Origin of the sequence: Pseudomonas sp. MWU349, from assembly GCF_017947325.1 — a bacterium.
In the GTDB taxonomy this organism is placed as follows: domain Bacteria; phylum Pseudomonadota; class Gammaproteobacteria; order Pseudomonadales; family Pseudomonadaceae; genus Aquipseudomonas; species Aquipseudomonas protegens.
On the sequence record NZ_JAFEVP010000006.1, the window covers coordinates 230,033 to 253,126 of the forward strand.

At 59.2% G+C, this 23,094-nt stretch carries 30 protein-coding genes and 1 pseudogene; 3 read left to right on the top strand and 28 right to left on the bottom strand.

The genetic code is table 11. The features are described 5' to 3' along the window. Positions 1-35 precede the first annotated feature (35 nt). From KCG88_RS24115 to KCG88_RS24190, 16 genes are all read right to left on the bottom strand, one after another. Complete coding sequence (locus KCG88_RS24115) at positions 36-3,260, bottom strand: phage tail tape measure protein (RefSeq protein WP_210713273.1); 3,225 nt, start codon at positions 3,258-3,260, stop codon at positions 36-38. Continuing rightward, positions 3,257-3,505, bottom strand: a complete 249-nt coding sequence (locus KCG88_RS24120; RefSeq protein WP_210713383.1) for a DUF1799 domain-containing protein — start codon at positions 3,503-3,505, stop codon at positions 3,257-3,259. The genes KCG88_RS24115 and KCG88_RS24120 overlap by 4 nt, the downstream gene beginning before the upstream one ends. Before the next feature lie 65 nt (positions 3,506-3,570). Then, complete coding sequence (locus tag KCG88_RS24125) at positions 3,571-3,951, bottom strand: phage tail assembly chaperone (protein WP_210713274.1); 381 nt, start codon at positions 3,949-3,951, stop codon at positions 3,571-3,573. 3 nt (positions 3,952-3,954) lie between these two features. After that, positions 3,955-4,611 carry a phage tail protein gene (locus KCG88_RS24130; protein WP_210713275.1) on the bottom strand — a complete coding sequence of 219 codons (657 nt, stop codon included), beginning with the start codon at positions 4,609-4,611 and terminating at the stop codon, positions 3,955-3,957. Positions 4,612-4,684: 73 nt separating this feature from the next. Further along, the gene (locus KCG88_RS24135) at positions 4,685-5,101 is read right to left on the bottom strand and encodes a phage tail terminator-like protein (protein ID WP_210713276.1); all 417 of its coding nucleotides are present in this window, start codon (positions 5,099-5,101) and stop codon (positions 4,685-4,687) included. Continuing rightward, on the bottom strand, positions 5,098-5,751 hold the full coding sequence (locus KCG88_RS24140) for a hypothetical protein (protein WP_210713277.1): 654 nt from the start codon (positions 5,749-5,751) through the stop codon (positions 5,098-5,100). The genes KCG88_RS24135 and KCG88_RS24140 overlap by 4 nt, the downstream gene beginning before the upstream one ends. Then, the gene (locus KCG88_RS24145) at positions 5,748-6,116 is read right to left on the bottom strand and encodes a hypothetical protein (protein ID WP_210713278.1); all 369 of its coding nucleotides are present in this window, start codon (positions 6,114-6,116) and stop codon (positions 5,748-5,750) included. Before KCG88_RS24145 ends, KCG88_RS24140 begins: the two co-directional genes overlap by 4 nt. 16 nt (positions 6,117-6,132) lie before the next feature. After that, positions 6,133-6,636, bottom strand: coding sequence for a DnaT-like ssDNA-binding protein (locus KCG88_RS24150; protein WP_210713279.1), 504 nt, complete (start codon positions 6,634-6,636; stop codon positions 6,133-6,135). Between the two features lie 58 nt (positions 6,637-6,694). Further along, complete coding sequence (locus KCG88_RS24155) at positions 6,695-7,297, bottom strand: hypothetical protein (RefSeq protein WP_210713280.1); 603 nt, start codon at positions 7,295-7,297, stop codon at positions 6,695-6,697. 49 nt (positions 7,298-7,346) lie between these two features. Next, positions 7,347-8,315 carry a major capsid protein gene (locus KCG88_RS24160; protein ID WP_210713281.1) on the bottom strand — a complete coding sequence of 323 codons (969 nt, stop codon included), beginning with the start codon at positions 8,313-8,315 and terminating at the stop codon, positions 7,347-7,349. A gap of 12 nt (positions 8,316-8,327) precedes the next feature. Further along, positions 8,328-9,038, bottom strand: a complete 711-nt coding sequence (locus tag KCG88_RS24165) for a hypothetical protein (RefSeq protein ID WP_210713282.1) — start codon at positions 9,036-9,038, stop codon at positions 8,328-8,330. Between the two features lie 117 nt (positions 9,039-9,155). Next, positions 9,156-10,244: a minor capsid protein gene (locus KCG88_RS24170; RefSeq protein ID WP_210713283.1), complete on the bottom strand. Its 1,089-nt coding sequence runs from the start codon at positions 10,242-10,244 to the stop codon at positions 9,156-9,158. Continuing rightward, positions 10,219-11,682: a DUF4055 domain-containing protein gene (locus KCG88_RS24175; RefSeq protein WP_210713284.1), complete on the bottom strand. Its 1,464-nt coding sequence runs from the start codon at positions 11,680-11,682 to the stop codon at positions 10,219-10,221. Before KCG88_RS24175 ends, KCG88_RS24170 begins: the two co-directional genes overlap by 26 nt. After that, positions 11,679-12,980 carry a terminase family protein gene (locus KCG88_RS24180; protein WP_210713285.1) on the bottom strand — a complete coding sequence of 434 codons (1,302 nt, stop codon included), beginning with the start codon at positions 12,978-12,980 and terminating at the stop codon, positions 11,679-11,681. The genes KCG88_RS24175 and KCG88_RS24180 overlap by 4 nt, the downstream gene beginning before the upstream one ends. Then, positions 12,967-13,428, bottom strand: a complete 462-nt coding sequence (locus KCG88_RS24185) for a DUF2280 domain-containing protein (RefSeq protein ID WP_210713286.1) — start codon at positions 13,426-13,428, stop codon at positions 12,967-12,969. The genes KCG88_RS24180 and KCG88_RS24185 overlap by 14 nt, the downstream gene beginning before the upstream one ends. A 31-nt stretch (positions 13,429-13,459) precedes the next feature. Further along, complete coding sequence (locus tag KCG88_RS24190; protein WP_210713287.1) at positions 13,460-14,074, bottom strand: putative metallopeptidase; 615 nt, start codon at positions 14,072-14,074, stop codon at positions 13,460-13,462. On the opposite strand from KCG88_RS24190, the gene KCG88_RS24195 reads away from it, so the two are divergent. After that, positions 14,062-14,418: a hypothetical protein gene (locus KCG88_RS24195; RefSeq protein ID WP_210713288.1), complete on the top strand. Its 357-nt coding sequence runs from the start codon at positions 14,062-14,064 to the stop codon at positions 14,416-14,418. The genes KCG88_RS24190 and KCG88_RS24195 overlap by 13 nt on opposite strands. Positions 14,419-14,567: 149 nt before the next feature. On the opposite strand, the gene KCG88_RS24200 is transcribed toward KCG88_RS24195, so the two are convergent. The 3 genes from KCG88_RS24200 to KCG88_RS24210 all read right to left on the bottom strand — a co-directional run bounded on the left by KCG88_RS24200 (position 14,568) and on the right by KCG88_RS24210 (position 15,851). Further along, the gene (locus tag KCG88_RS24200) at positions 14,568-15,065 is read right to left on the bottom strand and encodes a YfbU family protein (RefSeq protein ID WP_210713289.1); all 498 of its coding nucleotides are present in this window, start codon (positions 15,063-15,065) and stop codon (positions 14,568-14,570) included. A gap of 115 nt (positions 15,066-15,180) precedes the next feature. Continuing rightward, positions 15,181-15,525, bottom strand: a complete 345-nt coding sequence (locus KCG88_RS24205) for a hypothetical protein (protein WP_210713290.1) — start codon at positions 15,523-15,525, stop codon at positions 15,181-15,183. Next, a complete protein-coding gene (locus KCG88_RS24210) occupies positions 15,522-15,851 on the bottom strand; it encodes an MFS transporter (RefSeq protein WP_210713291.1) in 330 nt (109 codons plus the stop codon). The genes KCG88_RS24205 and KCG88_RS24210 overlap by 4 nt, the downstream gene beginning before the upstream one ends. A 330-nt stretch (positions 15,852-16,181) precedes the next feature. Between KCG88_RS24210 and KCG88_RS24215 the strand changes: the two are divergent. Next, a pseudogene (locus tag KCG88_RS24215) lies at positions 16,182-16,571 on the top strand (type II toxin-antitoxin system HicB family antitoxin); the annotation flags it as partial. Between the two features lie 654 nt (positions 16,572-17,225). Here the strand turns inward: KCG88_RS24215 and KCG88_RS24220 are convergent. The 9 genes from KCG88_RS24220 to KCG88_RS24260 all read right to left on the bottom strand — a co-directional run bounded on the left by KCG88_RS24220 (position 17,226) and on the right by KCG88_RS24260 (position 22,254). Next, a complete protein-coding gene (locus KCG88_RS24220) occupies positions 17,226-17,558 on the bottom strand; it encodes a hypothetical protein (RefSeq protein WP_210713292.1) in 333 nt (110 codons plus the stop codon). 4 nt (positions 17,559-17,562) lie between these two features. Further along, positions 17,563-17,751 (bottom strand): Com family DNA-binding transcriptional regulator, encoded by a 189-nt coding sequence (locus KCG88_RS24225; RefSeq protein WP_210713293.1) that lies wholly within the window; start codon positions 17,749-17,751, stop codon positions 17,563-17,565. A 146-nt stretch (positions 17,752-17,897) separates the two neighbouring features. Beyond that, positions 17,898-18,584, bottom strand: a complete 687-nt coding sequence (locus KCG88_RS24230) for a hypothetical protein (RefSeq protein ID WP_210713294.1) — start codon at positions 18,582-18,584, stop codon at positions 17,898-17,900. Beyond that, positions 18,581-19,174 (bottom strand): recombination protein NinG, encoded by a 594-nt coding sequence (locus KCG88_RS24235; RefSeq protein WP_210713295.1) that lies wholly within the window; start codon positions 19,172-19,174, stop codon positions 18,581-18,583. Before KCG88_RS24235 ends, KCG88_RS24230 begins: the two co-directional genes overlap by 4 nt. Next, positions 19,174-19,761 carry a DUF1367 family protein gene (locus KCG88_RS24240; RefSeq protein ID WP_210713296.1) on the bottom strand — a complete coding sequence of 196 codons (588 nt, stop codon included), beginning with the start codon at positions 19,759-19,761 and terminating at the stop codon, positions 19,174-19,176. Before KCG88_RS24240 ends, KCG88_RS24235 begins: the two co-directional genes overlap by 1 nt. Further along, positions 19,754-20,539: a hypothetical protein gene (locus KCG88_RS24245; RefSeq protein ID WP_210713297.1), complete on the bottom strand. Its 786-nt coding sequence runs from the start codon at positions 20,537-20,539 to the stop codon at positions 19,754-19,756. The genes KCG88_RS24240 and KCG88_RS24245 overlap by 8 nt, the downstream gene beginning before the upstream one ends. Further along, positions 20,529-21,434, bottom strand: coding sequence for a helix-turn-helix domain-containing protein (locus KCG88_RS24250; RefSeq protein WP_210713298.1), 906 nt, complete (start codon positions 21,432-21,434; stop codon positions 20,529-20,531). The genes KCG88_RS24245 and KCG88_RS24250 overlap by 11 nt, the downstream gene beginning before the upstream one ends. Before the next feature lie 51 nt (positions 21,435-21,485). Then, a complete protein-coding gene (locus KCG88_RS24255; protein WP_041774345.1) occupies positions 21,486-21,908 on the bottom strand; it encodes a phage regulatory CII family protein in 423 nt (140 codons plus the stop codon). A gap of 85 nt (positions 21,909-21,993) precedes the next feature. Next, positions 21,994-22,254 (bottom strand): Cro/CI family transcriptional regulator, encoded by a 261-nt coding sequence (locus KCG88_RS24260; protein ID WP_348984535.1) that lies wholly within the window; start codon positions 22,252-22,254, stop codon positions 21,994-21,996. Between the two features lie 57 nt (positions 22,255-22,311). Between KCG88_RS24260 and KCG88_RS24265 the strand changes: the two genes are divergently transcribed. Further along, on the top strand, positions 22,312-23,073 hold the full coding sequence (locus KCG88_RS24265) for an XRE family transcriptional regulator (protein ID WP_210713299.1): 762 nt from the start codon (positions 22,312-22,314) through the stop codon (positions 23,071-23,073). Positions 23,074-23,094 lie beyond the last annotated feature (21 nt).

Genomic DNA, 23,094 nt, shown 5'->3' on the forward strand with positions numbered 1-23,094 from the left:
GGCATAAAAAAGCCCGCCGAAGCGGGCAACGCCAATCAACCACGCCCCCTGATGGCCATGTAGATCTGGCCTCCTGGCCGGAGGTCCTTCGCGATCTGCTCTTGGGCGCCCTGCTTGGCGGACTTGGCATAGGCCTGAGCCAGAACCTGGCCGTCCGCTTCGCTGGCCCCGCCGCTCCCTTCGGGGACGTTGAAAGTCTGCTGAATCACCACCTGGTTATTGCTTGAGCTTGAAGCGCCGCCCAACGCTCGAATACCCAGCTGGCCGCCTGACGTCCTGGCGAGCGGCACAATCGCCTCGGGCCCGGCTTCGCCAACAACTCCGGTCTTGCCGCCTGCCATCCCAAAAGCAGTCGGCTTGCTCACGATGCTGTTCGTGAAGGCGCCGCCATCCTTGAAAAACTGGACACCGCCATCCCATCCGCCACCGTTGGCCTGATAGCTGGAGAAGTCGACCCCGGTATACCCGGCCTGCGTTGAGCCGGCCGAGGCCGCCCCACCGCCGAAGTACGACCCAGCGGCAGAGGCTGCCATGCCGAACAACGAGCTCAGTGCCGAGGAGCTGGCCTGGCGAGTGGCAATCCTGGCCATATCTGCGAGGATCGACTTCGCAAAGTCAGCGAATGACAGCTTCCCGGTCATCGCGAACTGCACAATCGCGTCTTCCATAGAGCCGAAGGCGTTGGTGAACAGGCTTTTGGTCTGGCCGGCAACATCCCGTGCCGACTCGAGGTAGTTCTGCCAGGCTGAAGATGCTCCATTCCTCCAGTCGCCCTGGGCTGCCGTCATGTCGTCGTAGTTGCTGACCACTGTGTCGTGCAGCTTCTGCTGGGTGTCCTCCAGCGCCTGCAGCTTCTGCGTGTACTCGTCGAGGCTCATGCCCCGGGAGCCATCGCCGTACTGGTTGGCCAGGTCCAGCTTCTGCTGGTTGATGCGGTCGTCGATCGCGTTCTGCTGGTTGGTCAGGTCGCGCTGGCGATCACCCTGGCCAAGGCCAGCGGCAGCACGCATGCCCTGCTCGCGCAGAGTATCGACTTGCTGCTGCAGGGCGCTGGTGTAGGTCTTGACCGCCAGTTCCTGCTTCTTCAGCCGGCCCTCTTCGTTCTTGGCCAGCACACTCAGTTCGGTATCAGCATCCCGCTGAGCCTTGACCATGGCGGCTCGGGCATCGGCGATCTTCTGGTCCAACTGGATGCGCTGGGCGGCAGAGGTACTGGCCTTACCCTTGGCGGCCTCAAGTGCCGCAATTTCCGCCTCATAGGCCGCTGTGACCTCGTCGCGCTCATTGCCGATCAAGGCCTCACGCTTGAGCAGGTAGTCGGCCTGGGACACCAGCCCAGCCTTCTGCGCTGCGTCCAGTTCCTTCTGGGCGTTTTTGTACTCGGACAGGATGCCGGTAAGGTTGTTTTTCGAGGTGTTGAAGGCCGTCAGGTCTACCGCGCCGGCGGCAGTCTTCGCGTCCTTGAACTTGTCGTTGATGTTCGCAATGTTCTTATCAACGACAGCCTTGTCCAGGCGCTTGTCGTTGGGATCAGTCTTGCGAATGTCGTCGAGCCAGCGCTTGTACTCCTTTACCGCTTCCGTGCGCTTCTGCTCGTTCGTCCATGACGACTTCGCCAATGCATCGACCTTTGCCATAGCGTCGACAGAGGCGCCCTGGGCCTTCGCTTGCTCTTTCTCCCACTTGGCAATGTCTTCCTCAGCAGCTTTCTGGTCCTCCAGCATGTTGAGGCGATTCTGGTAGAAATCGACCATCACCTTCTTGTTCTGGAAAGCGCCAATATCACCAGCTTGTGCCCTGGCCAGATTAAGCCGAGCCTGCTCTATATCGCTGCCGATGTCCTGCCGGCCAACGTTCTTCAGATTATCCGCAGCACGGGCCACGGCGTTGTAGCCCTTCTCCCAGAAGCTCAGGTTCTCCAAAATTCGCGGCGTCCGCTCATTGATTGCATCAGCGTATTGCTCTGTTGCCAGCTTTACGGCCCCAGCATGATCGCCCTGCTCTTCCAGCGCGGCGATCTGCGAGTAAACCGAGGCCGTCAGGTAGTGATACTGCTCGTTCAGCGCTGCAGAGGCCTTCACCGGGTCGTCGGCCAACTTGGAGAACTCGGCGACTGTCTCGCCCACCGCTTTGCCTGTAGCCTCCTGCATTGACACGGCTGCCTGGGTGATGCCTGTGAAGCTCTCGCCGGCAATCTTTCCGTTTTCGGCCAGCATTGCCAGCACCGCAGCCGCTTGCCCGGTAGTGCCAACCGTGGCACTGACCTGGCGCGCCATGTCGCCCAACTGCCCGGCACTCACGCCCGCATAGTTTCCGGTAAGGATCAGCGATTTGTTGTAAGCATCCTGCTCTTCGCTGCCCTTGTAATAGGCGTAGGCAAGAGTACCGATTGCGGCCGTGACAAGAGCGATAGGCGCCGCGAGCGCGAGAAGGCTTGCAGCACTGGCCCCGGCTCCAGCACCAAGTTGCGTAACTGCGCGAACACCACTCCCCCAATCCCCGGACTGCAAGGCGTTGGCCAGCTGCATGACGTTTTCTTGAGCCTGGCGGGTGCCGAGCTTCAGTTTGTCGAATGCGCCCTCTGTCGCGGTGATGCCGGCGCGATCCTTTCCGACCTTGGCCAAGGCCTCGCTGTAGCGGTCAGCGTTGATTGCACCAAGACGGAAAGCCTCATGGGCGGCCTTTTCCTGCGCCTCCAGCTTGGCCAGCTTTACATTCAGGGGATCGATACTGTTGACCGTGCGCTTCAGTGCCTCGATCTGCCGGTTCTCAGCGTCAATCAGGCGCTGCTTCTGCGCCGTCTCCTTGGCTTCGGCTTTCTCGATCTTGTCGAAGGATTTGCCCAGGCGCTCCTGATAGGCCTCTTGCTGCTCAATGGTGACCAGGCCGCCTTTACGGGCTCGCTCAAGCAATCCCTCCGCCTGGACCAGCTTCTCCATGCTGTCGATATTGCCGGTCATCGCCCTGTCGAGCTGGCTGATGATGGCAATCTCGCTGGCAGCGCTTGTTCCGGCCTTGCGGCTGGCCTCGACCTGACGTTCCTTCGCACTGGTCGCTTTATCGATGCTCTGGGCGGCCTCCGCCTCCGCTTGGCTGATTTTCTTGCCGGTGTTGGCCAGCCCCTCCCCAGCCTTGCCAAGGTCATCGACGGCCTTCTCTGCCCCTTCGGCCGCGTCGACCAGTTTATCCAGGTCATCGGCAGCCTTGACCGCCTGAGACGACTCAACCGCAATGCCAAGCGAAGCGAAGGTAGTGCTCATTTGTTGTCTCTCTGTTCAGCCATTACGGCCAGGGCCTCAGCCTCCATCTGCCGGATGTCACTGAAAATGCTTTGCCTGGAGGCAGCCGGCACGCCACACATTCGGATAACGCTCGGCAGGACGCCGTAGTCCAGACCGGTAGCACCGCAAGCGCCGACCCGCCACTGGGTGCTCATCGCTTCGAAAACGGTGAAGGCCGGCCAGTTGTCTGGCCAGACCTCACAATCGCCCGTGAGATCACCCACCCGAAAGCCAAAGACCTTCAGTTCTTCAGCCAAAGGCTCTTGCTGATAGAGGGCACGGGCGGCGCTTAGTAGTTTCCCAGGCGGGCCTGATTGAACGCCTCGGAATAGGCCGCCAATACCGCGCTGGGTATCGAGACAATCGAGGTGACCAGGATGCGGATGTTCTGGTCGTTGAATTCCTCTTCGAAGTCCCAGCCGGCCACCACAGCCTTCACCTGATCCACCTGCAGGTCGATCTGAGCCGCGGTGAAGGCTTTCAGGTCCATCTCGTCAGCCTTCAACCCCAGGACCTTGTGCTGCTCGCCCCACTCGGCGTAAAGCTCGGCCAAGCCGGTCCGGTCCAGGTACTTGAACTCGAACCCCACCTTCACCGGCTCGCCGCCCAACTGAGGGATCAGCACGTCAGCCTTGAAGGTTGGGTTCTGGATCAGCGAGAACTTGGCCATGGGTTACACCACCGCGGTCAGGTAGCGGGTCGGCTCGGACTGCAGCGCCAGGTTGACCGTCCGCGTAAGCAGGTTGTTGCGCGATACCGCCGGCTGCTTGGAGAACGAGGTGTAGGCCCCGTACAGCAGCGTGTCATTGCCCGGGAGGTTGAGCCGTGCAGCCTGCACCTTCTTGCCGGCGTCAGCCGCCATCAGTACCGCGTTGAACGGCTGGACCGGATCGTCAGCGATGGTCAGCACCATGCTGGCCGCCGACTTGTCGGTCGGGATCTGCTTGCCCTGGTCGTCTTCCAGGAAGGTGACGTCGAGATAGTTCTGCTCGCCGCCGGAGAAAGCCAGGTCGGTAACCTGCGGAATCAGTACCCAGGTGAGGATCTTTTTCATGGTGCCTGCACCGTTGCCGGCCGGGAACAGCTGCGTATCGGTGGTATCGATCCCTTCCAGGGTGATCGCCGTGGCAGTCGCGGCTTTAATGCGCACCACCTTGTTGTCCAGCTTGCTCCAGCCGGAGGTCAGCAGCACGATGTCGCCGGCGTCCAGGTCGGCGCCCACAACGGTGGCGACCGCCTCGGAGGCGTTGGAAATTGCGGTGAAGGACAGAGCGGTGGCGTAAGTCGCAGCGTGCTGGAAGGTGCCGCCATTGGGAATTTTGTAGCCCATTGGGTGTTTCCTCTCTTCAGAAATAACAAAACCCGCTCAATGGCGGGTATGTGGGGTTGCCCTATGGGCGGAGTCAGTTGGTATCGGCGCGGTACTGGAAGGACACCGGCACGGTGTAGGTAGTGTCTCCCTGAATACCCGGGCCCTGGTCTGGTGGTGTCATGGTGACCACCGTTAGGCCGGCCTTCTCGTTCCGTTCATACAGCGGAAACAGCGCTCTAATCTCGTCAGCCAGGCCACCGGCCGGACCGCGGTACTTGCCCGATGGCACTACTACGCTGGCCTGGAAGACGCCGGTATACAGCCGGTGATCGCCGCCCAGGGTGTTGCTCGCAGTATCCGCCGGCAGCGTGTAGACCCGGAGGTAGGTTTCTCCGTCCTTCGGCGTGCAGACCTCGTTCTCGACGATCACTTTCAGCGGCGGAACCCTGGCTTTCGCCCAGGCGACAACCCGGGCCTGGTAGATAGTGGCGATCACGTTATGGCTCATACCTGATTGTTCCTGATGGCTTCGTCGACGATCTGCTGGAATCTGGCGAGCGTGATTCGAACCATGCCGCCGGGGGCCTGCTTTGAATGCCCGTATTCAAGCGGCACCGCATAAGGCAGGTTGTTCACGATGTAGGCTGTCTGGCCGGCGGTCAGCTGCCCTACCTGCAGCCGCAGCTTGGCCAAGGTCACACCGCCCGAAGGATCGACCTGATCCAGCGTGCCGTCGGCGGGTGTATCGATCGAGAACTGCCAGTTTCCCCGGAAGCGACCGCCGACATAGTCCTTCCCGGCGACCAGACCGTTCACGTTGAAGTTCTGGTCGCGCTCGGCCTTGGTCAGGGGCTTGGCGTACTTCACCCCGCGGCGCAGCTTGCCGGCCTTGGTGAAGTTGCTTTCGTCCAGGTTGATCAGCGTGTTGCGCACCGACACTTTGAAGTCGTAGTCGTCGGCTGCCCGTGTGTTGGCCGCACGGTGCGCCACGTTGGCGGCCCAGATCTCCGGATTGCCCACCGGTGACATGCGAATCACGCTGCTGCCGATCTCGATCACGATCTCGCGAAAGGTAGCGTCAATGCCGGCCTGGGCCTGCTCGGCGAACTGGCGGATGTTCTCGGCGAAGCTGCCGTTCCTGCCGGCGTAGCGGTTCATGACCGCACCTGCAGCTCGTACAGAATCGGCGTACCGGCGGGGTTGATCTCTTTCAGCGGCGGAACGATGGACCAAGTTCTGCCCTGAATAACCACCTTGTTCAGAAGATCCGGCACCCACTCCAGGCCCTGGGCAGCGACCTTAAGTTTCTTGTCTCCCTGCTTGATGAGGCTGTTGTTCTGGAACTCCAGGCCTGTGAAGTCGAGCAGGATGCCCTGGGCCGTCTGCTCGATGATGGTGTCGGGGCCGGCCGAGTCGGTATCAGGATCGTACTCGCCAGGCTTGATGTCGCGGATGGTTATTGGCTGGCCGAACTCTGTGATCATCTCCAGAGCCATCCCGGCCATTTCGTCGTAGAAGGCCATGGTGGCTCCGTTTCAACTATGCGCGCACTGCAAACAGCCCGCGCTTCTGTAGATAGTCCGCAAACTGCGTGGCGCTTGGTCGGTCCGGCGCCGCCGGCAACAGTCGGCCGCTGCTGTTCGGTATGGCGGCATACTCGCGGGTTACCGCCCCTTCGACACGCTCCAGGGTTACCGCGCCTTTGCGCTTCTCGATCGGGTCGATGTCATCCTGATGAATCTCAGCAGCCAGGGCCATCTGACCGTACTGAATCCGCGCCGGCAGGTATTTATTTGGCTTGATCTCCTGATCCAGCAGAACTTCCCGGCGCGGCCAAGCCAGAGCCTGCTCGCTGCTGGTCTTGCGCCCTTTCCAGGCCATGCCATCCATTGCCAGAGCCGCCCGGCGAAGCAACGCTTCCTGGGCAGGCACCTCCGCGGGGATGACGACGCCGAATTTCACAGCGTACATGGCTAGATCCTCGGCGGATGCGTAGCTTTCAGCGTCAGGCTTCCCGGTGCCGTCCTCGATGATGAGTGTCATGCGTCAACTCGCTGGAATTGGTGAAGATTGGCTGCCAGGTCACCGGCAGCCAGCAGTATCAGGCCTTGGGCAGCTCGGCAACGAGCTTTTCAAGCGATTCTTTCGAGGCGTTGGCTCGGTAGGTGACACCGGCCTGGTCCAGCTTGGCCTTCAGCGCCTCGACTTCGGGATCAGCGCTTGCCAACTTGAGAGATTCGATGTGCTTCAGCATTTCAGCGTTCTGCTTCAGCAGCTCTGCCTTTTCCTGCTCCAGGCCGGCAACCTTCTGCGCTTCGCCGTCGCGCTCACGCTGCAGGCTGGCGACGCCGTGATTGACCGCTTCCAGCACCTGGAATAGGCGTCCAGCGGTTTCGCCCAGCTCACCCTCTGGGCGCTCCAGGTTATGCCCGGCGAACGACTCGACGATCACACCAATGGCGGCCAGCTCAGCCGTCAGCTGATCGGCCACGTCTTGGCTCGGCCCGCCTGCCTCGACAACCACAGCCACGGCCTTCAGCTCGGGACGAATGGTCACCTCCGGCACGTCCTTGGCTTCATCCTTGCGGCTGGTAGCGGCATTGGCGTCAACGATGATCAGGCCATGCTCTTTGGCCAGGGCCTTTACATCCTCCTGGTACTGGTGGAACGGGCCCGCCAGATACCAGATGTTGTTCTTGCTCATGCTTCGATCCTCACCGGGCCGGGCACAAGGCCCGACCCGGCATCAATGGTTACTTGGAGGCGTCACCGATCAGAGCCACACCAGCGGTGTGCTTGATGCTGGTGGCGGTCTTGTCCCAGTTGGTCCCGGTCGCCAGCTCGGCGTCGGTTGGCGACTTGCCGCCATTGGTGGTGTCCCAGGTGTAACCCTTCAGGCCCAGGCCGAAGGTGTAGTCGGTTTGGAGCGTGGTTTCGATCCGCTCCTTGCCGTTGCTGGTCTGAACGTTGCTGATGATGTCGCGACCGTCGTGCACCAGCGCAGCGCCTTGCACCAGGGACAGGATGATTTCCTTGTTCGGGGTGCCGGCCTGCATCAGCGCAGGGGCATCCGTTACAACGGAGATCTTGCCGAGGATATCCACCACTCGAACGTTGCCCGCCTGGAACAGCTGCTGCTGGTTGGCCAGGTTCTGGCCTACCAATTTGTGATAGCTGATGCCCTGCATCACCTGGGTGACCAGGTTCTGGCTGGCGTCGCCGAATTTGGCGTGTGCATTGTTCAGACCGGCGTAGGTGATGCCAGCGGTGGCAGAAACGTCGTTGACCGCGGCGGCCTGGGCGGTGATTGCTGCAACCAGGGCGGCAATCGCGGTGTTCAGTTGATCCTTTAGCAGGATCTCGGCGAAGGCGCGCGATGCGACCTCAATGCCTTGCGCGGTTGGGCGCTCCAGCCAGGTCATCTGGGACGGCTCGTAGCGGATCGGGCCGAAACCACCGGCAACCTTAACCGAGGTATTTTTCAGCTCGGTCAGGTCGGTAACCGGGGCGTCGCCGTTGGCGGCGTAGCGATCAACGCGGCGCTGGGCTGCGGCCAGGGTCTGGAAGAACGACTCCTGCAGGAAGTCGCCGGTGAACCCTTCCGGGCTCAGGATGATTGCGCCGCGACTGGCGGCGTTAAACGCAACGAGCATCTGATCCAGCGTCTCCAGCGTGGCTGGCATGATGTACTGGTTGAAAACCTGCATTTGCGACAGGGACATGGTTGTTTTTCCTTAGTTCAATGGAAGGTCTGGGAACCGGCTCGCAATCGCTGCCTGTCGCTCCTCTTTGGTGCCGCCGATTTTTCCTTTTGCGGCCCCGCCGCCACCTCCAGCACCAGCAGCCCCGCCGCCCGATGCCTTGCTACCCGCGATCAACGGCGCGAAAGCCGTGTCGTTTGCGAATTCTGCTTTCAGCTCATCCAGCGTCGCCGCCGAGAGCTTGCCCTGCTGGTCGAGGACAACCACAACAGGCTTCCCGTCGCGCTGCTCGACGCTCAGGCGGCGCTCGATGTGCGGCAACAGGGCTTTTGCGCTGCCCGGGATTGCCAAGGCCGACGCGATGTCAGTAGCTGTGCGGCCGACGGTCAGATCACGGATCTGAGCGCCCAGCGTTCCGCGCTCCTGTTCCAGCATGCCGTTCAGCTCAGCCTCGCGGCGGTTGTACTTTTCAGACCAGGACTTTTCGAGCTCTTCTACGTTGCCGGATTTGCGAGCAGCCTCTTCACGCTCAAGCCGGGCCTGGTCTTCGGCCTCCTTGCGCGCCTTGTCGGCAGCCTTCTTCTCGTCCAGCAGCTCCTGGACCTTGGATTTCAAGCCCGAGACATCCTCTGGCTGCGGAAGCCCCTCGATGCCGAGTACGAACTTGCCGTCCTTTTCGACGTACAGAGCTTTGATGGATTCATCGACGCCTTCGAGGCTGTCCAGTTGGAATTTCAAGGTCATTGCTGTCTCCCAGAGACGTAGAGCAGGCCCTGCCTGCGGATACAAAAAAGCCCCGGCTCAGCCAGGGCTTGGAAAGTGCGCGCCACGAAAGCGCGATTTGCTGTTTTGTGGCGCGGCTCAGTTAATGCCGGCACGCTCGAAGGCCAGCGGCTCCAAGGCCTTCATTTGCGCCAGGGTCAACGGCGAGAAGTTCCGATCAAGCTGCAGCTCCGCAAAGCGCTCTACGCTCAGGCCGCCCTCGCGGAACAACCTGGCGCGCTTCGGGCCAATGGCCTTGTCTTGGAATGCTGCTGGCTGCTGCTTAAGCCACTCGTAATAACTAAGGTCCGCCCTTACCTGCTGCGGTCCACCCTCACCGACAGATGCTCGCGTGGCGTCCTTGGTGAACAGCACGCTGAACTTGGTCACGGCCACCACCGTCGAGCGACAGTTGATGTGGATCGGCGGCCTGGGCCCTTCGGTCAGCTTGAACCGATGTTTGTCGAGCGTTCGGCACTGAGGCGTAGTCTTCGAATCCAGCGTGCTGACCCACTCCACGGCCTGGACGACGTCGGAGTTCTCTTTCAGCGTCTCCATGCGTGCCTGAGTGGCGACGTGCTGCACTGCCGTCCGCACAATGGCGCCGGCGTTGCGGTTGGTCGTGGCCAGGATGCCGTCGTTGTAGTTGAGCGCCTTGGTCCCGCGGATGTTCTTGATGATCTGGAAGTTGGTCTGGCCTTCGAAGAAGCCCTGCCGGATCGCGCCCGTAAGGCGTTGCCGCTCGGTGGCCGTGAAGCCATCAATGAACGACTTGAGCAGCTTGCCACCGCCCACGCCGCGCACACTGAGCGGATTGGAAAGGATCGCCGTTCTGATCGCTGCAGCGCCTGGGACAGCAGCCTCAAAGGACACACCCACCGGCGCCGCCCGGGTCAGGCTGGTAGCCTCGAACTGCGCCTCATAGTTGGCGATGTCGACCAGGTCCAGGTTCAGCTTCTCGCTGTACCGGTCAAAGATACCCAGCAGCAGGCTGTCTACTTCCTGCAGCAGCACTTCAAGGCGCCGGGCGGTGTACTCAGTGAGGTCCGCGCGGGCCAGGCGGTCGCGGATCGACCTGTCGATCTCCTTGAGGAAGGGGCCGAACTTCTCGACCTCTCCCGACTTCAGCTGCTCGAGGAAGACAGCGTGCCGGATAGTGGCATCAAGGATCGCTTGGTTTGCCGCCATCGCCAGACCCTCCGGTCAGGTCATCCAGTTGCGGGCCCGCATCAGCGGTCTGCAGTTCATCTCGGATCTCGTCGTCGGTCTTCTCCGGATCGATGACGCCGCGGTCGCGCAGGTACTGCCAGAAGTCAGCCTCAGGCAGCCGGCCACCCTGCACAGCGTTGAACAATGCAGCAAGAATCGCGGGGTCGAGGCTGATCTGAGTGAAGTCCTGGTTCAGCTTGTAGAGCGATTCGCCGGCGACGTTCAGGAACTCGCCCATCCATTCCAGGCACTGCGAATAGGCCTCGCTAACGTTGCTCACGATCAAGGACAGCACGCTGTGCTCGGCGGCGCTGTCGTTGTCGGCCTGGGTGGCCGTCTTCACTGCGCTACCACGCTCGATCAACCTGGCGCCGAGGGCGATCAACTGATCCTCCTTGGCGTCCATGGCTTCCTTGATCATGGTGTTGGCCTGGGCCTGGAGAATGCCGGCAGTTCCGTTCTGAGGCAGAGGCAGAATGGCCCGGGAACCGAAGTAGATCCCCTTCTCTTCCAGCATCTTCACCCACTGCTCATCAAGGCCGGCCATGTACACCTGGGGCTGGCCCATCAGGTAAGCCGCGTCCTCATAGTCGGCACTGTTGCGGTAATGCCCGATGTTGATCTCAGCCATGTCGTATAGCGGAGAGTCGTCGATGCTCGCGTCGTTGTTCTCGCTTCCCAGGAACTGAAAAGGGATCACCCTCCACCGCTGGCCCGCGCCGTTCAACGGGGTGAAAGGGGCTATGACCATGGAGGTCTGACCAGAGCCCTCCTCCCACACCTCCTGGGTGTAGCTTCCATCCGCATCCAGACGTAGCACGCGATACTGGGTTACCTGCTTGCTGCCGAAGCCATCATCGGTGTCGACATCGACCTTCTCCTCCAGAACCACCAGGCTCAGCAGGTGCTGGCCGCCAACCTTGCGGGTCTTCCAGTTCTTAATCGCTTCCGCCGGGTAGCTGCTGATCGTCGAACGGACCCGGCCAGACGCCATATCGGCAACACTCACGGCCTGACCATCAACTTGCGGGTAATCCACCAACAGCCCGTGACGCCCTACCTCAAGCAGGTGCCCAATCACCGACTGGGACTGCTGGTAGATGCTCACCCCCTGGCCGTCGACATCCTTGGCCACGTAGTCGAGCGCGCCCGGAACCGTCAGCGTCGGCCAAGTACGAAATACAGCACCCACCAGGCTGTGCTTGGTCCGGCCGGTTGCGTTGTAGAACACCGCACGTTGCTTGTAACCGTCGTAGCGCTCCCGGTTCTCCCTGCTCGTATCATGAGCATTCGGCCGCGGCAGATATCGCTCGCCAGCAGCCTTGATGGTTTCCGAGCCCTTGCAGACGTCGCGCACCAAGCGCCAGCGGTTTCTCGCCGTGTCGTACTCGGGGCGGGTGAAGGTGACGTCTGTCATCGGGCAAATCCCATATTCAGCGAGGTGACCGGTTTCACGATCGGGAACTCTTTGTGGATGAAGTAGCCGCCGGCGTCGTTGACGTGGTCGTTTCCTTGTGACTTGTCGGGCTCGCCATTGGGTGCCCATACCTGCTGCTCCAGGCCGTCGGCGTAGGTCGGGCAGGTAAACGGGTTCACCAGGTAACGCCTCTCGCCCTGGGCATTGCAGAACATGGCGTTCATGGCGTTGATACGGTCCTTGACTGGCGGGTTGGCCGCCGGCGCGATGACAGAGAAACCGGCCTGCTTGAGCATGGCGATGTCCGTCATGCTGGCGTTGACCGACTTGCGCGAGTCGCCCGAAGCATCCGGGTAGATCCTGATCTCGCACGTCTTCTTGAAGTCGTTACCGTCGTGCTGCCAGTAGCGCTCCTTGATGCGGCGGATCATGTCCGGCGTGTCGTAGCCATCGATCAGCTCATCTACTGCCCTGGGCAGCCCCTGGTCGCGTTTAACGTGGGTGATCGCCGCCATCTTGCCGACGTTGAAGTCCATCCCGATAAACAGCGGCTCGCCAGCCTGCACCGTGTCGAAGCACTGGTTCAGCTTGCGGTCGTAGGCGTGGTAGATCGATCCGGACGTCAGGTTGACGAACTGGCCGTTCAGGTAGGCCCTGATCAGTTGCTCGGGATATGACTCCATCAGCGACGGGATGTAATCGTCTGGCAGGTTCAGCTCGTTGTCGAAGGTGCTGGCCTGGACCAGGCCATACATATCCTTGAGCGCCGGTTTGTCGCGCAGTTGCTTCACGAACTGCTGGAAGACGAATTTGAAGCCCTCGGGCGTCGTAGTGACGTCTACCCCGTTCTTCAGACCCGGCAGGTTGTAGCGCATCCGGGCAATGATCTTGCGCCAGGCCTGCTGCGCCTTGATCGACGTCAGGACATCCAGCTCATCCACCAGGGCGTGGCCGATCTTGAAGCCGACGATGGTCTGCGGCTTCTCCATCGACCGGCAGATCACAGTGCCGCGGCATTGCCGGCCGCTGTAGATATGAACCTCATGGTTCGCTTGGTTGATCTTGGTCTTCAGCCCCCAGTCGTAGGCCACCTCATCCATGGTCGGATAGAAGATGTCCCGGATCTGCGGATAGGTTGGCGCGAAGTAGCCAGCGTTGACGCCTGGCCACTCCATGAAGTGCTTGCTCAGCGCGGAACAGCCTACCCAGGTCTTCCCCGAACCAAAGCCGGCAACGAAGGCGCGGAACTTGTGGGGCAGCGTGAGAAACTGAGCCTGGGGAATGTTAAGGCTCGGCATTCGGCTTCCTCGCATCCACCACGTCGACCTGAATCCGGGTCGGGATCAGCGGCTCGTCGTCCGGCTCTTCCTTCCGGGCCCGGTTGACGTACATATCCCCGCACTCCTTGGCGGCCTGCTCGTAAAGCTGGGCAGTCAGGGCCAGGTTACGCATGCTCTCGGCCTTTTCGGCCATCCTTGCTAGGCCGCGGAGGCGAAACGCGCGGTTGGCGATTGGGATATCAGCTGTCTCTTCGCGGAATCGCTTTCGGGTGTCGTGAAAGAGGGTTGCCCACTTCACAGCAAGCCCCTTCCCCGCAACCTTGGTTGGGTCGTGCGTCTCCACCTGCTGGCGGGTCACCACAAGCCCATATTCATTCTTGACGGCTTCCACCACCTGGGACGGGGTGTCAAAGCACGCCAACGCCTGAACGATGAAGCTCTTCACCTCATTTTTCAGGGCTGCCATAAATTTTCATCCGTCTAGAGCCTGTCAAGAATCAGGCCGACTTGAGCAGACAGGTTCCGCAGGCCCTCGATATGTTCAATTTCCCTACCTCAGCAGGATTGTTTGCAGCGTCTATCAGCGCCTGAACGTCAGGGCTCGCACCGTAGCGACGGACAACACCGACAAACTCTTCGACGTCATGGCCGCGCAGCTTCAGCTTGGGTGCGCCTTCCTGGGTGAAGGCTGGCTGACCGTACTTATCGGTCGCCTGAGCAATGTGGTAGAGCTCATGCTCAATGAGCGCGCAGAAGTCAGCGTCGGAGCACTGAGCGCAGTAGTCAGCAGCCAGAGTGATGATGAAGGCCGGCACATCACCGAACCAATCACGCATCTGTTGCTCCATCCGTGCCTTCTGCCATCCACCGGCGCGGAACGCTACCTGCTCGGCCTGGCCCAGGACTATGCGGCCCTGCTTCTCGAAGCTCGACGATGCCCACATGACCTGGATGTCTGCATCCAGTAGGTGGGCATGGTCTTCGTTGTGGATGCTGCCGGTGTCCGCGAGGATCTCGGCTTGGAGCCACTCCCATACCTCAGGAGCAGGCGCCAGGCGGATGCCATAGTCGGAGAGTTCGACCAATGATGAGGGAGGATATGGACGGTTCACGGTTTTCTCTTATGCGCTGTCATCCTGAAGAGCCACTGAAAAACGCACGGCCGAAACTATGGCAAAATGATCTTTTCCAACTCAGCGAGGCAAATCACTTGAATCTTCCCCTAGAAAAGAATTTTGTTCTTAATTTTACCCACCAAAATACGCCAAGAACGATGACTGGTACCGCATGCGAGAAAAACGCCACTGATCTGCTCTACGACCAGCTATCGTGCAGTAATCAACTACCAATCGTGGTTTCTATAAAGCCGCCAAGCAGATCAGAATATTTACAAAAGGCAGGGTATATCGCTATCTCGGTAGATTGGAGTGACATCGACGAGCCAGTCACTCTATGAATTAGGTACTGACTCGATATGCCGTGATGACGGCGTGTACGTCACCACGATTGGGCAACAGAGACATACAGCTTTAATTTCAAGCTGAGGATTTGGCGCGGAGCAGAGTAAATATCTTCTACGGATTACTGCCCAACACCATTAATATCTCAGTCATCTCCGGCCTGAAGTACCTTTTCTATGAATTCAACAGAATGTGGGTAGGCCTTCTTGGTATGGAAAGCGCCTAACATTGCGCGGTATCGTCTCAACATCGGCATGTGGGAGTTCCAAGTATTTTGCTCCCATGATGCTATACCTTGAAACTCACCTTTTTCATCCAAAATAAAAGTTGCATATGAATAGTGTGCGGACTCTTCATTCCCGTCAAAACCAGGAAAAAGAGCTTCTCGCTTCAGTTCTTCGGACGCTCCAGCTTTGGCAAGACTATTCTGGAGTTCACGATACATCCCTAAAATTGCTCGCACCTCTTCACAGATTTGCATGGATACAGGCTCTGTTACCGCTCGATCGATCAGATTCTCGATCTCATACTCATACCCCCGATCAATGGCTTCCAAGGCGATCTTGTGATCATGCCTTTGCGGCTGGAGGTGGGAAAGAATCTCGTACTGGTTCTTGAGTATCAGTAGCTGCAGCTTGTCCATTTAACTCTCCATATCGCGATATACCAGCTAGACCATATGGATAACCTAACCCCAGTTCAAGCACCACCTACCAATGTCATGACACGACTTACTGATTCGTGAAGCGTGTCGCGACCTATAATTTCCTGCGCTCTACCTTTTCCTTACGCATATCGCAGTGCAGGCAGTGCTCGCAGTTCAGCGCCCAGCACAGCCAGACCTTCACCCGCCGCCAGTAAGTGACCATGAAGACGTGCCGAACGCCGGCCAGGGCCAGGGAAGCGTACAGGGTCGCCTCTGCCACCGACTGGGACATGATCAGCCTGTCGTTGCGTACCAGAAGCGCATAACCGCTCAGCGCGATAGTCGCGTAGATCAACTTCCCTAGCACCCCGTCGCGGACCTTTCCGCTCAAGCAGCACCAGGTCGCCCATAACGCAATCAGTCCAGCCGACCACGTTGCAACGTGTTCCAGGATCATGTGCCACCTCCCCCGAACTTCGAACGTATGAACGCCCAAAGGTCAGCAGCTTTGATTGCCCGGGTGATGGCAGCGATCAATGAGCCGCCGAAGGTGCCGAGCAAGAAACCGATACCGGCAACGCTACGAGGCTCAACCACCCCCAGGTAAGCGCTTACCAGTCCGGTCAGGTAATGGGCGCAGACAGCACCCGAGAAGATGAAAACGGCCCAGGCCTTTCGGTCTACCAGATCGTCTCGGTGCCACCAGCTCGCGGCCAACGCGCCAGCCAATCCCGCGGTAAACCACGTATCAAGCCTGTCGAGCAGGCGGTACAGAAACTCCATGCGCTCGACTCCGTGGGCACGACTAGAGAAATACCACAAAATAGTTGTATTACAACAAAAACGTTGTATTGTGAGCCCATCCAAACAACGAGGCTAGGTGATGTAGTTCAGCGAGTTCAGACAATGGTTGAAGGCCCAAAGGGTGACCTTCGAAGCCGGCAAAAGAAGCCACTTCAAAGTCACCACCCCAAACGGCCAAAGGACAACCTCCGCGGATGACGGCTCCAAGGACATGCCGTAACCGACCCGCAAGGCGATTATTAAACAGCTGGGGCTCTGAGCCCCCTCACCATGTCTGAATTGGACTCATCACTTTCAGAGGAAGTGACCATGTACGATTACGCGATTAGATTTGAACAAGACGCGACTGGCATAGCCGTCTTCTGCCGGGATCTCCCGCAATTAAATAGCTTCGGTGATAATCAGGCTCATGCACTATCGGAAGCGTTGGACGCTATAGAGACAATGCTCTCGACTTATGTCGATGAGCGTAAGGCCATACCATCTGCATCCTTACCAGAGCCGGGCGAGTATGTCGTCCGATTGCCCGCAGTCACGGTGGCGAAAATCACACTGTGGAATGCGATGATGGAACGTGGCATGCGCAAAGCCGATCTGCGTCGCCTACTCGATGTCCACCAGGTTCAAAGTGATCGGCTAGTTGATTTCTTGCACACATCGAAAATTGAACAGGTGGAGGATGCTCTGAAGCATCTCGGCCTGTCAGCACCAGCACCGTACCAACCAATACGTTTCTTCTACGCCCCTCACAAGCATGGTCGTGATTTCGACAAGCTTCGCATGTGGGCGTATCACGACCCACGAATCACAACCGAAGAAGCAAATGAGATCGTCTTGAATACCCTTGCATCCGAGGAAGCACCTGAAGCGCTACGGATTTCTCTCGCACAAGTAATAAAAGATCATTTCGGATACTGGGCGTATCCGTCAATTTCCTACAAAGACAAAAAAGCCAACGCGGGAATCCTCTTCAACTACTCGTCAATGCCAAGCGGAATGGAGCCGGATGATAGGTGGCTAGAGCTTACCGCTGCTGAGCTTTACGAGTTACACGAAGCTGCTTATCGTCACCTATTGGGGATACCTAAAAAAGCCTAGAGTAACCAGTCGCCGGCATCACACCGCACCAACATATGCGAGTGAGGTATTACAACCTGTCGGCGATAAGCCCGAACGTCGTACTATCCGGCTATCGACGTCCAGGCATTCCCGAGGGCCGTCCTGGCTGCAGGTCAAACGGGGTACATCCGGGAAAGCTTCCACTTGGTAGCGGCTTTCCTCAGAGGCACAAAAAAGCCCGGTACAGGTCCGGGCTTTTCTATTTCATCCAGGCTTATGGATCAAGAGGCACCGTTAAGCCAGCAAGTCCCACGTCAATGCAATTGCGCCGCCCGGGGTAGACGAGTATGTCCACAGCGCCTTACCCGCAGGGATGCGAATCGGATACGGCATAACAACCTCAGAGTTGCTATTCGTGACACGAGAACCGTTGGCGGAGAAGATGATTGCTGAATCGGCGAGGGAAGAACCGGTCGGCCCTACATATAGATCAACGGTACCGTTCGAGGGGGCGATCAGACCGGTCTGGATGATCAGACCACCAGTGTTTTGTGCTGCCGATACAATCTCCACAATCCCGTTCGGGTGCAGTGTAGTGAAGTGCTTACCCATAGTTACTGCGTTCATTTTGTTACCTTTGAATGGAATGATTGGTTGCGGGAAATTCCGCATTCATGTCGCTCAAAGGCGATGGCTCGAGGCTCGTGGCCTTCTCATGATTCAACGTCCCACATCGGGAACATTTGATCTGGAGCTCGGTAAACTCACCCACGCGGGCAAGAAGTCGATTGCAATTACCGCACCTGCATTCTTTCAGCATCCGCAAACTCCTTTTGCGTAGCCACATACCCTTTTGGGGGCAATAAAAAACCCGGCGCGGTGGCCGGGTTCAGAGTTTCGTGTGCGTTTCGCGTTACTTGTGCACTATGGGAAAAGTACGCGCAAAACCCCGTCATGTCAATATAATTATGCCGCCTCTTGATCTTTCTCCGCGTGAATCACCTGCCATACCGGTTGTTGAGCCTGGATATCCACTTCCTTGATCACCTCTTTCAGGGATTTCCACAACTCCAGCCAATCACGCGTCCAGTTCTTCGGATCGATGGTGACGCCGAAGAACTCCTTCATCTCAGAGGCGACCCGGGCCGGCCCCCACTCTGCCGCGCCGTGAGCCTCCCCCTTGTAGGACTGCAGGGCCAGGGTTACCAAGTATTGAGCCTTCACACGCTTGGCCGATGTCAGATCTGGTAACGCAGCCTTGGCGGTGACCAGCAGCACTGCATTCAGCAGGTGCCGCATGTTCATTGCCGGGTGGTACAGGTAGTGCCCGAACTGCTGCACCTGGAAAGGCAGCGTATCGATGGCGCGCAGAACCTTACCGATCGTGGCCAGGTGGGCGGCGCGAGCCGTAGACCGGCCAATCGGCGTGCGGCGTGTCTCGCTGATGTTGATGCGCTGCCCCGGAACCGAGAAACGTGCAGCCTCCTCCCCTTTCTCACTGCCCAGCGCCGGAAACTGCGCCTCGCGTTTGCCGATACGGCCACCACTCTTCACCGGTGCCGACTCGGCCCGCTCAATTGCCACAGCACTGATCGACGCATTCGATTCATGCTGAGCCTCTGTCCATACCTGCCTTGCGTTGATCAGCTTCATGCTGCGATCCCCTTCTTCAGTTCTTTGATCTTTTCGCGGTAGTCGGCCTTGATGGCCTTGATCTCTTCGATGGTGTGCTTGCATGCGGGATGCGGCCCTTCCAGCCACTCCAGTTTCTCGGCGCCGATTCGCTGCAGGAGCGAAAGCCGGTAGTTCACCAAGTTGCCGGACAGGTGCGTGTTACACGGGGCGCACTGCTTCCAGACGTTCAAGGGCTCGAAGCGGATTTCTGGGTTCGCGCCTACGGTGCGGTAATGGCCGGCGTGATACTGGCCGTCGTGGTGCCTCCCGCAGCTGACACAAGGCAGATCGGCGTCGCGCAGGCGTACCCATTCGTTGAACACGGCCTGGGCTTCTCGGAGGTGGTCCGCCCTACTCTTCAGCCTCTCCTTGCGGACCTTGATCTCCTTGCGCTCGACCTGGGCCAGGGCCTTATGTGCACGGCCCTGGTTCACGTCCTTGATAGCCAAGCCGCACCGTGGACTGCACACCACCTGGCCCAGACGTTGCGGTGTGAAGCTGATGCCGCAGGATGGGTTCTTGCACTTCTTCGGCTTGGGCGCCTTGGCGACCTTCAGGGCAGCTCGCATCACGCAAAGCTCCCAATCTGATCAGCCGCGGCCAGGGCGGCGACTTCGGTATCAAAGTGCGCGGACAGCACCAGGCGCCAACAGGCGTTGAAGACGTCGCGGTAAAGGGGCTCGAACTGGGTGTCATCCATGTTGGCCCAGCTGATGGACTTGGCCTCTTTGCGGACGCCATCGGGGGTACGCACCAGGTGGAAATGGCCGGCCTCTATGGTCACCCACTCACGGAAGGCTTCGCGGGACTTGTCGACTGAGGGGAAGCGCTCGGCGCGGGCCTGCTCAAGCCCGGCGATGTAGGCATCAACCGCATTCGATAGCTGCCCTGGTCTGCCGTTCTGCGCCTCGAAGAACTTGGCCAGGCCGCGGATGCCACGCATCTCCTGGCGTGGGATCAGGCCCCCTACCGGCTCCCAGTATTCCCAGGCCAGATCCAGCATCGCGAAGAACTTGCCGTGGAACCGGGCGTTTCTCATCTTGGTGAACTTGCCGTGGATGACCTGGCCAGCCTTCCAGCACTGGATGGTTTCACGGTCTGCCTCAGTGGCCGGTACCAGACCCTGGGCGGTACGAATAAGGGCGAGCTCAGCCATGGTTAGCCCTCCTGGCTTTCAATTGTTCAGCCTGCTGAATCAGCAGCGCCCGGCGTTCCCCCAATTCGTTGGCCGCCTGAATTCGTAGCTCTGCTTTTTTCTCGGCAGAAGCTCTGCGCATGGCCAGCATCGACTCCTTCACCGCGGCAAGCTTTTCGCGCAGCTTTGGCGAAGGCCGCGCGACCTCACCGGTGAGCAGTGCAGCAACGGCCCGGCCGTCTTCGGTAACCGGTGCGACACTCAGGTCAGCCAGGTAAAGCTGCCCGCGCTCCTGCGGGATACGCTGCATCTGCACAGCCTTGGTGATCGCCTGGGTACGGCGGTTCGCGTCGAAGCCGACAGACACATGCCAGTTGACCGGCTTCGCATCCTCGCGGGCCTGACTCACGAACCGCTGGTAGGCGTCGATGAACGCCATGCGTGCGCCGATTTTGTCGCCGCCATCCAAGATGGGCTTCGCCGCAGCCAGGGCCAGCTGGATCTCGTCGGTCAGCACCACGGTTTCGAACTCGTCGTTCGTGGTCATGGCAATGGCCCAAGCTTCATCCTTTCCCGGGCGCCCATCGGCCGATTGGGCATGCTTCAGGATCGTTGCAACCGTGAGTCGGCCACCTTCGATACGGCAGCTACGAAGCGCTGCGGTAAGCACAGGCTCGGTGTATTCGCGCAAGTCGTCGACCATCAGCAATGCCGCGGCCTGGGTGAGCTGCTGCCCCATCACCTCAGCAGTGGCAAACAGGGACAGGAGCAGTCGTTCTTGCTGTGCGTCATTCAGCATGGGCTGCAGCCTTCTTGGCTCGGAGCGCTTCAAGGGCCTGCTCGGCAGCGCTGAAGTTGGTCTGGGTCTGCTCGATCTGCCGAGCCGTGGTCCCGTTCATCTGGCGATTGGTGGCCCATTGGGTGTGGTACGCCTCGGCCTTAGCCAGCAGGTCGCCGATGCTGTGCATGTTCGAAACAACCCGTGCGTCGTTGATGGTCAGGAAATAGGCGGCGACGTGGTGTGCGACGTCGATGCCAAGGCGGTCGATGACCTGGCCCAGCTGTCCGGCGACCTTGGCGTTCCACACTGGCCATGCACCGTGGCGTTTGCGGTAGGCCATGGCGTAGTTGGCCCAGGCCTTGAAGGTCTTGCAGGACTGGTCCTTGGGGCCCGGCATATCGGCCGGAATTTCACAGCGCGGCTGCTGGGCAATGAACGGAACGACCTGACCCGTCGCGACCTTGGCGGAAGCCTGGGGCGCAATTGGTTCAATGACCGGTTCATTGACTGGTTCAGAAGAGTGACTGGTTCTGGGTGCAGCTCCTGCACTACCCCCTAGTGCAGGAGATTCACTAGGGGGTGAACCTGCTGCACCACCCTGGTGAATCTGCTGCACTACCCCTGGTGCAGGAGGTTCACTACCCCCCTCAAGGGTCAGAAAGTAGACATTTGACGAGTTGCCCTTCGGCCCTCCCTTCCGAATTTCCTTGCGAAGCAGCCCCGCCTCACACAAGGCGGTGATGTGGTTCATGACGGAGCGCTTGCTGATCTCGCACTGGTCGGCGATGTGCTGATAGGACGGCCAGCACTCCCCCATATCGCTGGCGTTGTCGGCCAGCTTGATCAGTACCAGCTTGCGCAATGGATTGCCGACGCGAATCTTCATCGCGGCGACCATAAGCCCCATGCTCATGTAACACCTCCTCGCGCGCTGACCTTGTTGATCGTGGCGATGAACTTCATGTCAGGCCGCCTTCACCGACGCATCCATCACGTCGAGGCTTTGGCGGACATGCTGAATCTCTTGGCGGATCTGGGACTTCTCGAAAGCGCTGACGTGGTTGTCATCCAGGGCTTCATGTACCGCGATGGTCAGTTCCGCCACTTCCTTGCCAACGCTGATCAGTGATTTGGTCAGGGCCTGCGGCTTCGGCGCGGCACGAGCCACCAGATCAAAGCCAAACTCACTGGCCAGTGCCGCCAGGGGCCGCATATCCCCGGTGTGAAGCAAGATCCCGAACAAATGCTCGACCGTCAGGTGGTGCGCGTCGTTATCTGGGTTGGCGCGCTGCAGCAGGCTCACATGTGGAACCCCCATCTTGGCGGCCAATGCCTTCGCCTCGTTGTCCAGCACAGCGCTCTGGCAGGACCGCAGAAAATCTTCCATTCGTAAAACCTCAATTCTGTTTCCGTGGCGCCCTGCCAGTGGGTGGGCGAAACTCTGTTCATGAATCAGCGGACAGGGATGTCGCTTAGGCGACCATCTCGGCCCAGGGAAACGAGGGGCAAAGCTGCTCCCTCTTAACTTCACCGCATGTGAGCGCTTCGATCTGAAGCGCCCTTGCTGCCGGAACAGGCCGATCCCCCGAACACCACTGGCTAACAGTTGGGGTTCGAACATCAAGACGGCTGGCCAGCGCTGTTTGGCTGCCCAAAATCCCGGCTGCCTTCCGAACCGCTTCTGCTGGTGTCATGGGTTTTCTCCGGTTTGTCATGCGCCAAATATAAGGCATTAACTAATCACTAACAAGTCATTGCCTACTCGGCAACGGGCTAGGCTTAATTAGGCAATGCTTACAGGAATAGAATTAGGCGCAGCCATCGAGCGAGCTCGGGTCGCCAAAGGCGTTACAAAGAAAAAGCTCGCCGAAGATTTCGGCGTGGCGGGCCCCTCTGTCCAAGGCTGGGTAAAGACGGGGCGAATCGACAAATCTAAGCTCATGGAGCTGATTGAGTATTTCTCGGATGTCGTTACCCCTGCGCACTGGGGGTTGAGCGAGCGCATGGGGGATATTCTGAGCGTCGCTGAAGCTCCAGCTGTCTACGACTCTTCACCAAAGGCTAGCCTCAAGCTCTCCAACATCGAAACCTGGGATGACACAACCCCGCTCCCTGACGACGAGGTCTACGTTCCCTTCCTACGCGAAGTAGAGCTGGCAGCCGGCTCTGGCCGGTTTGTGATCGAAGAAAGCGATACCGCCAAGCTGCGCTTCTTCAAGAGCGATCTGCGCCGCAACAATGTGCAGTTCAGCAATGCCAAGTGCCTGATCGTCCGCGGCAACAGCATGTTCCCCGTGCTACGCGATGGCGCCACGGTAGGCGTGAACACCGGCAAGAACTCGCTTGGCGATATCGTCGATGGGGATCTCTATGCGATCAACCACAATGGCCAGTTGCGCGTGAAGCAGGTCTATCGCCTGCCCACTGGCTTGCGCCTGCGAAGCTTCAATCGTGACGAGCATCCAGATGAGGACTACACCTTCGCCGAAGCCCAGGAACAACAGATTTCGATTCTGGGTCATGTTTTCTGGTGGGGAATGTTTGCTCGATAATCCGGGCATATAGCCCCTTAC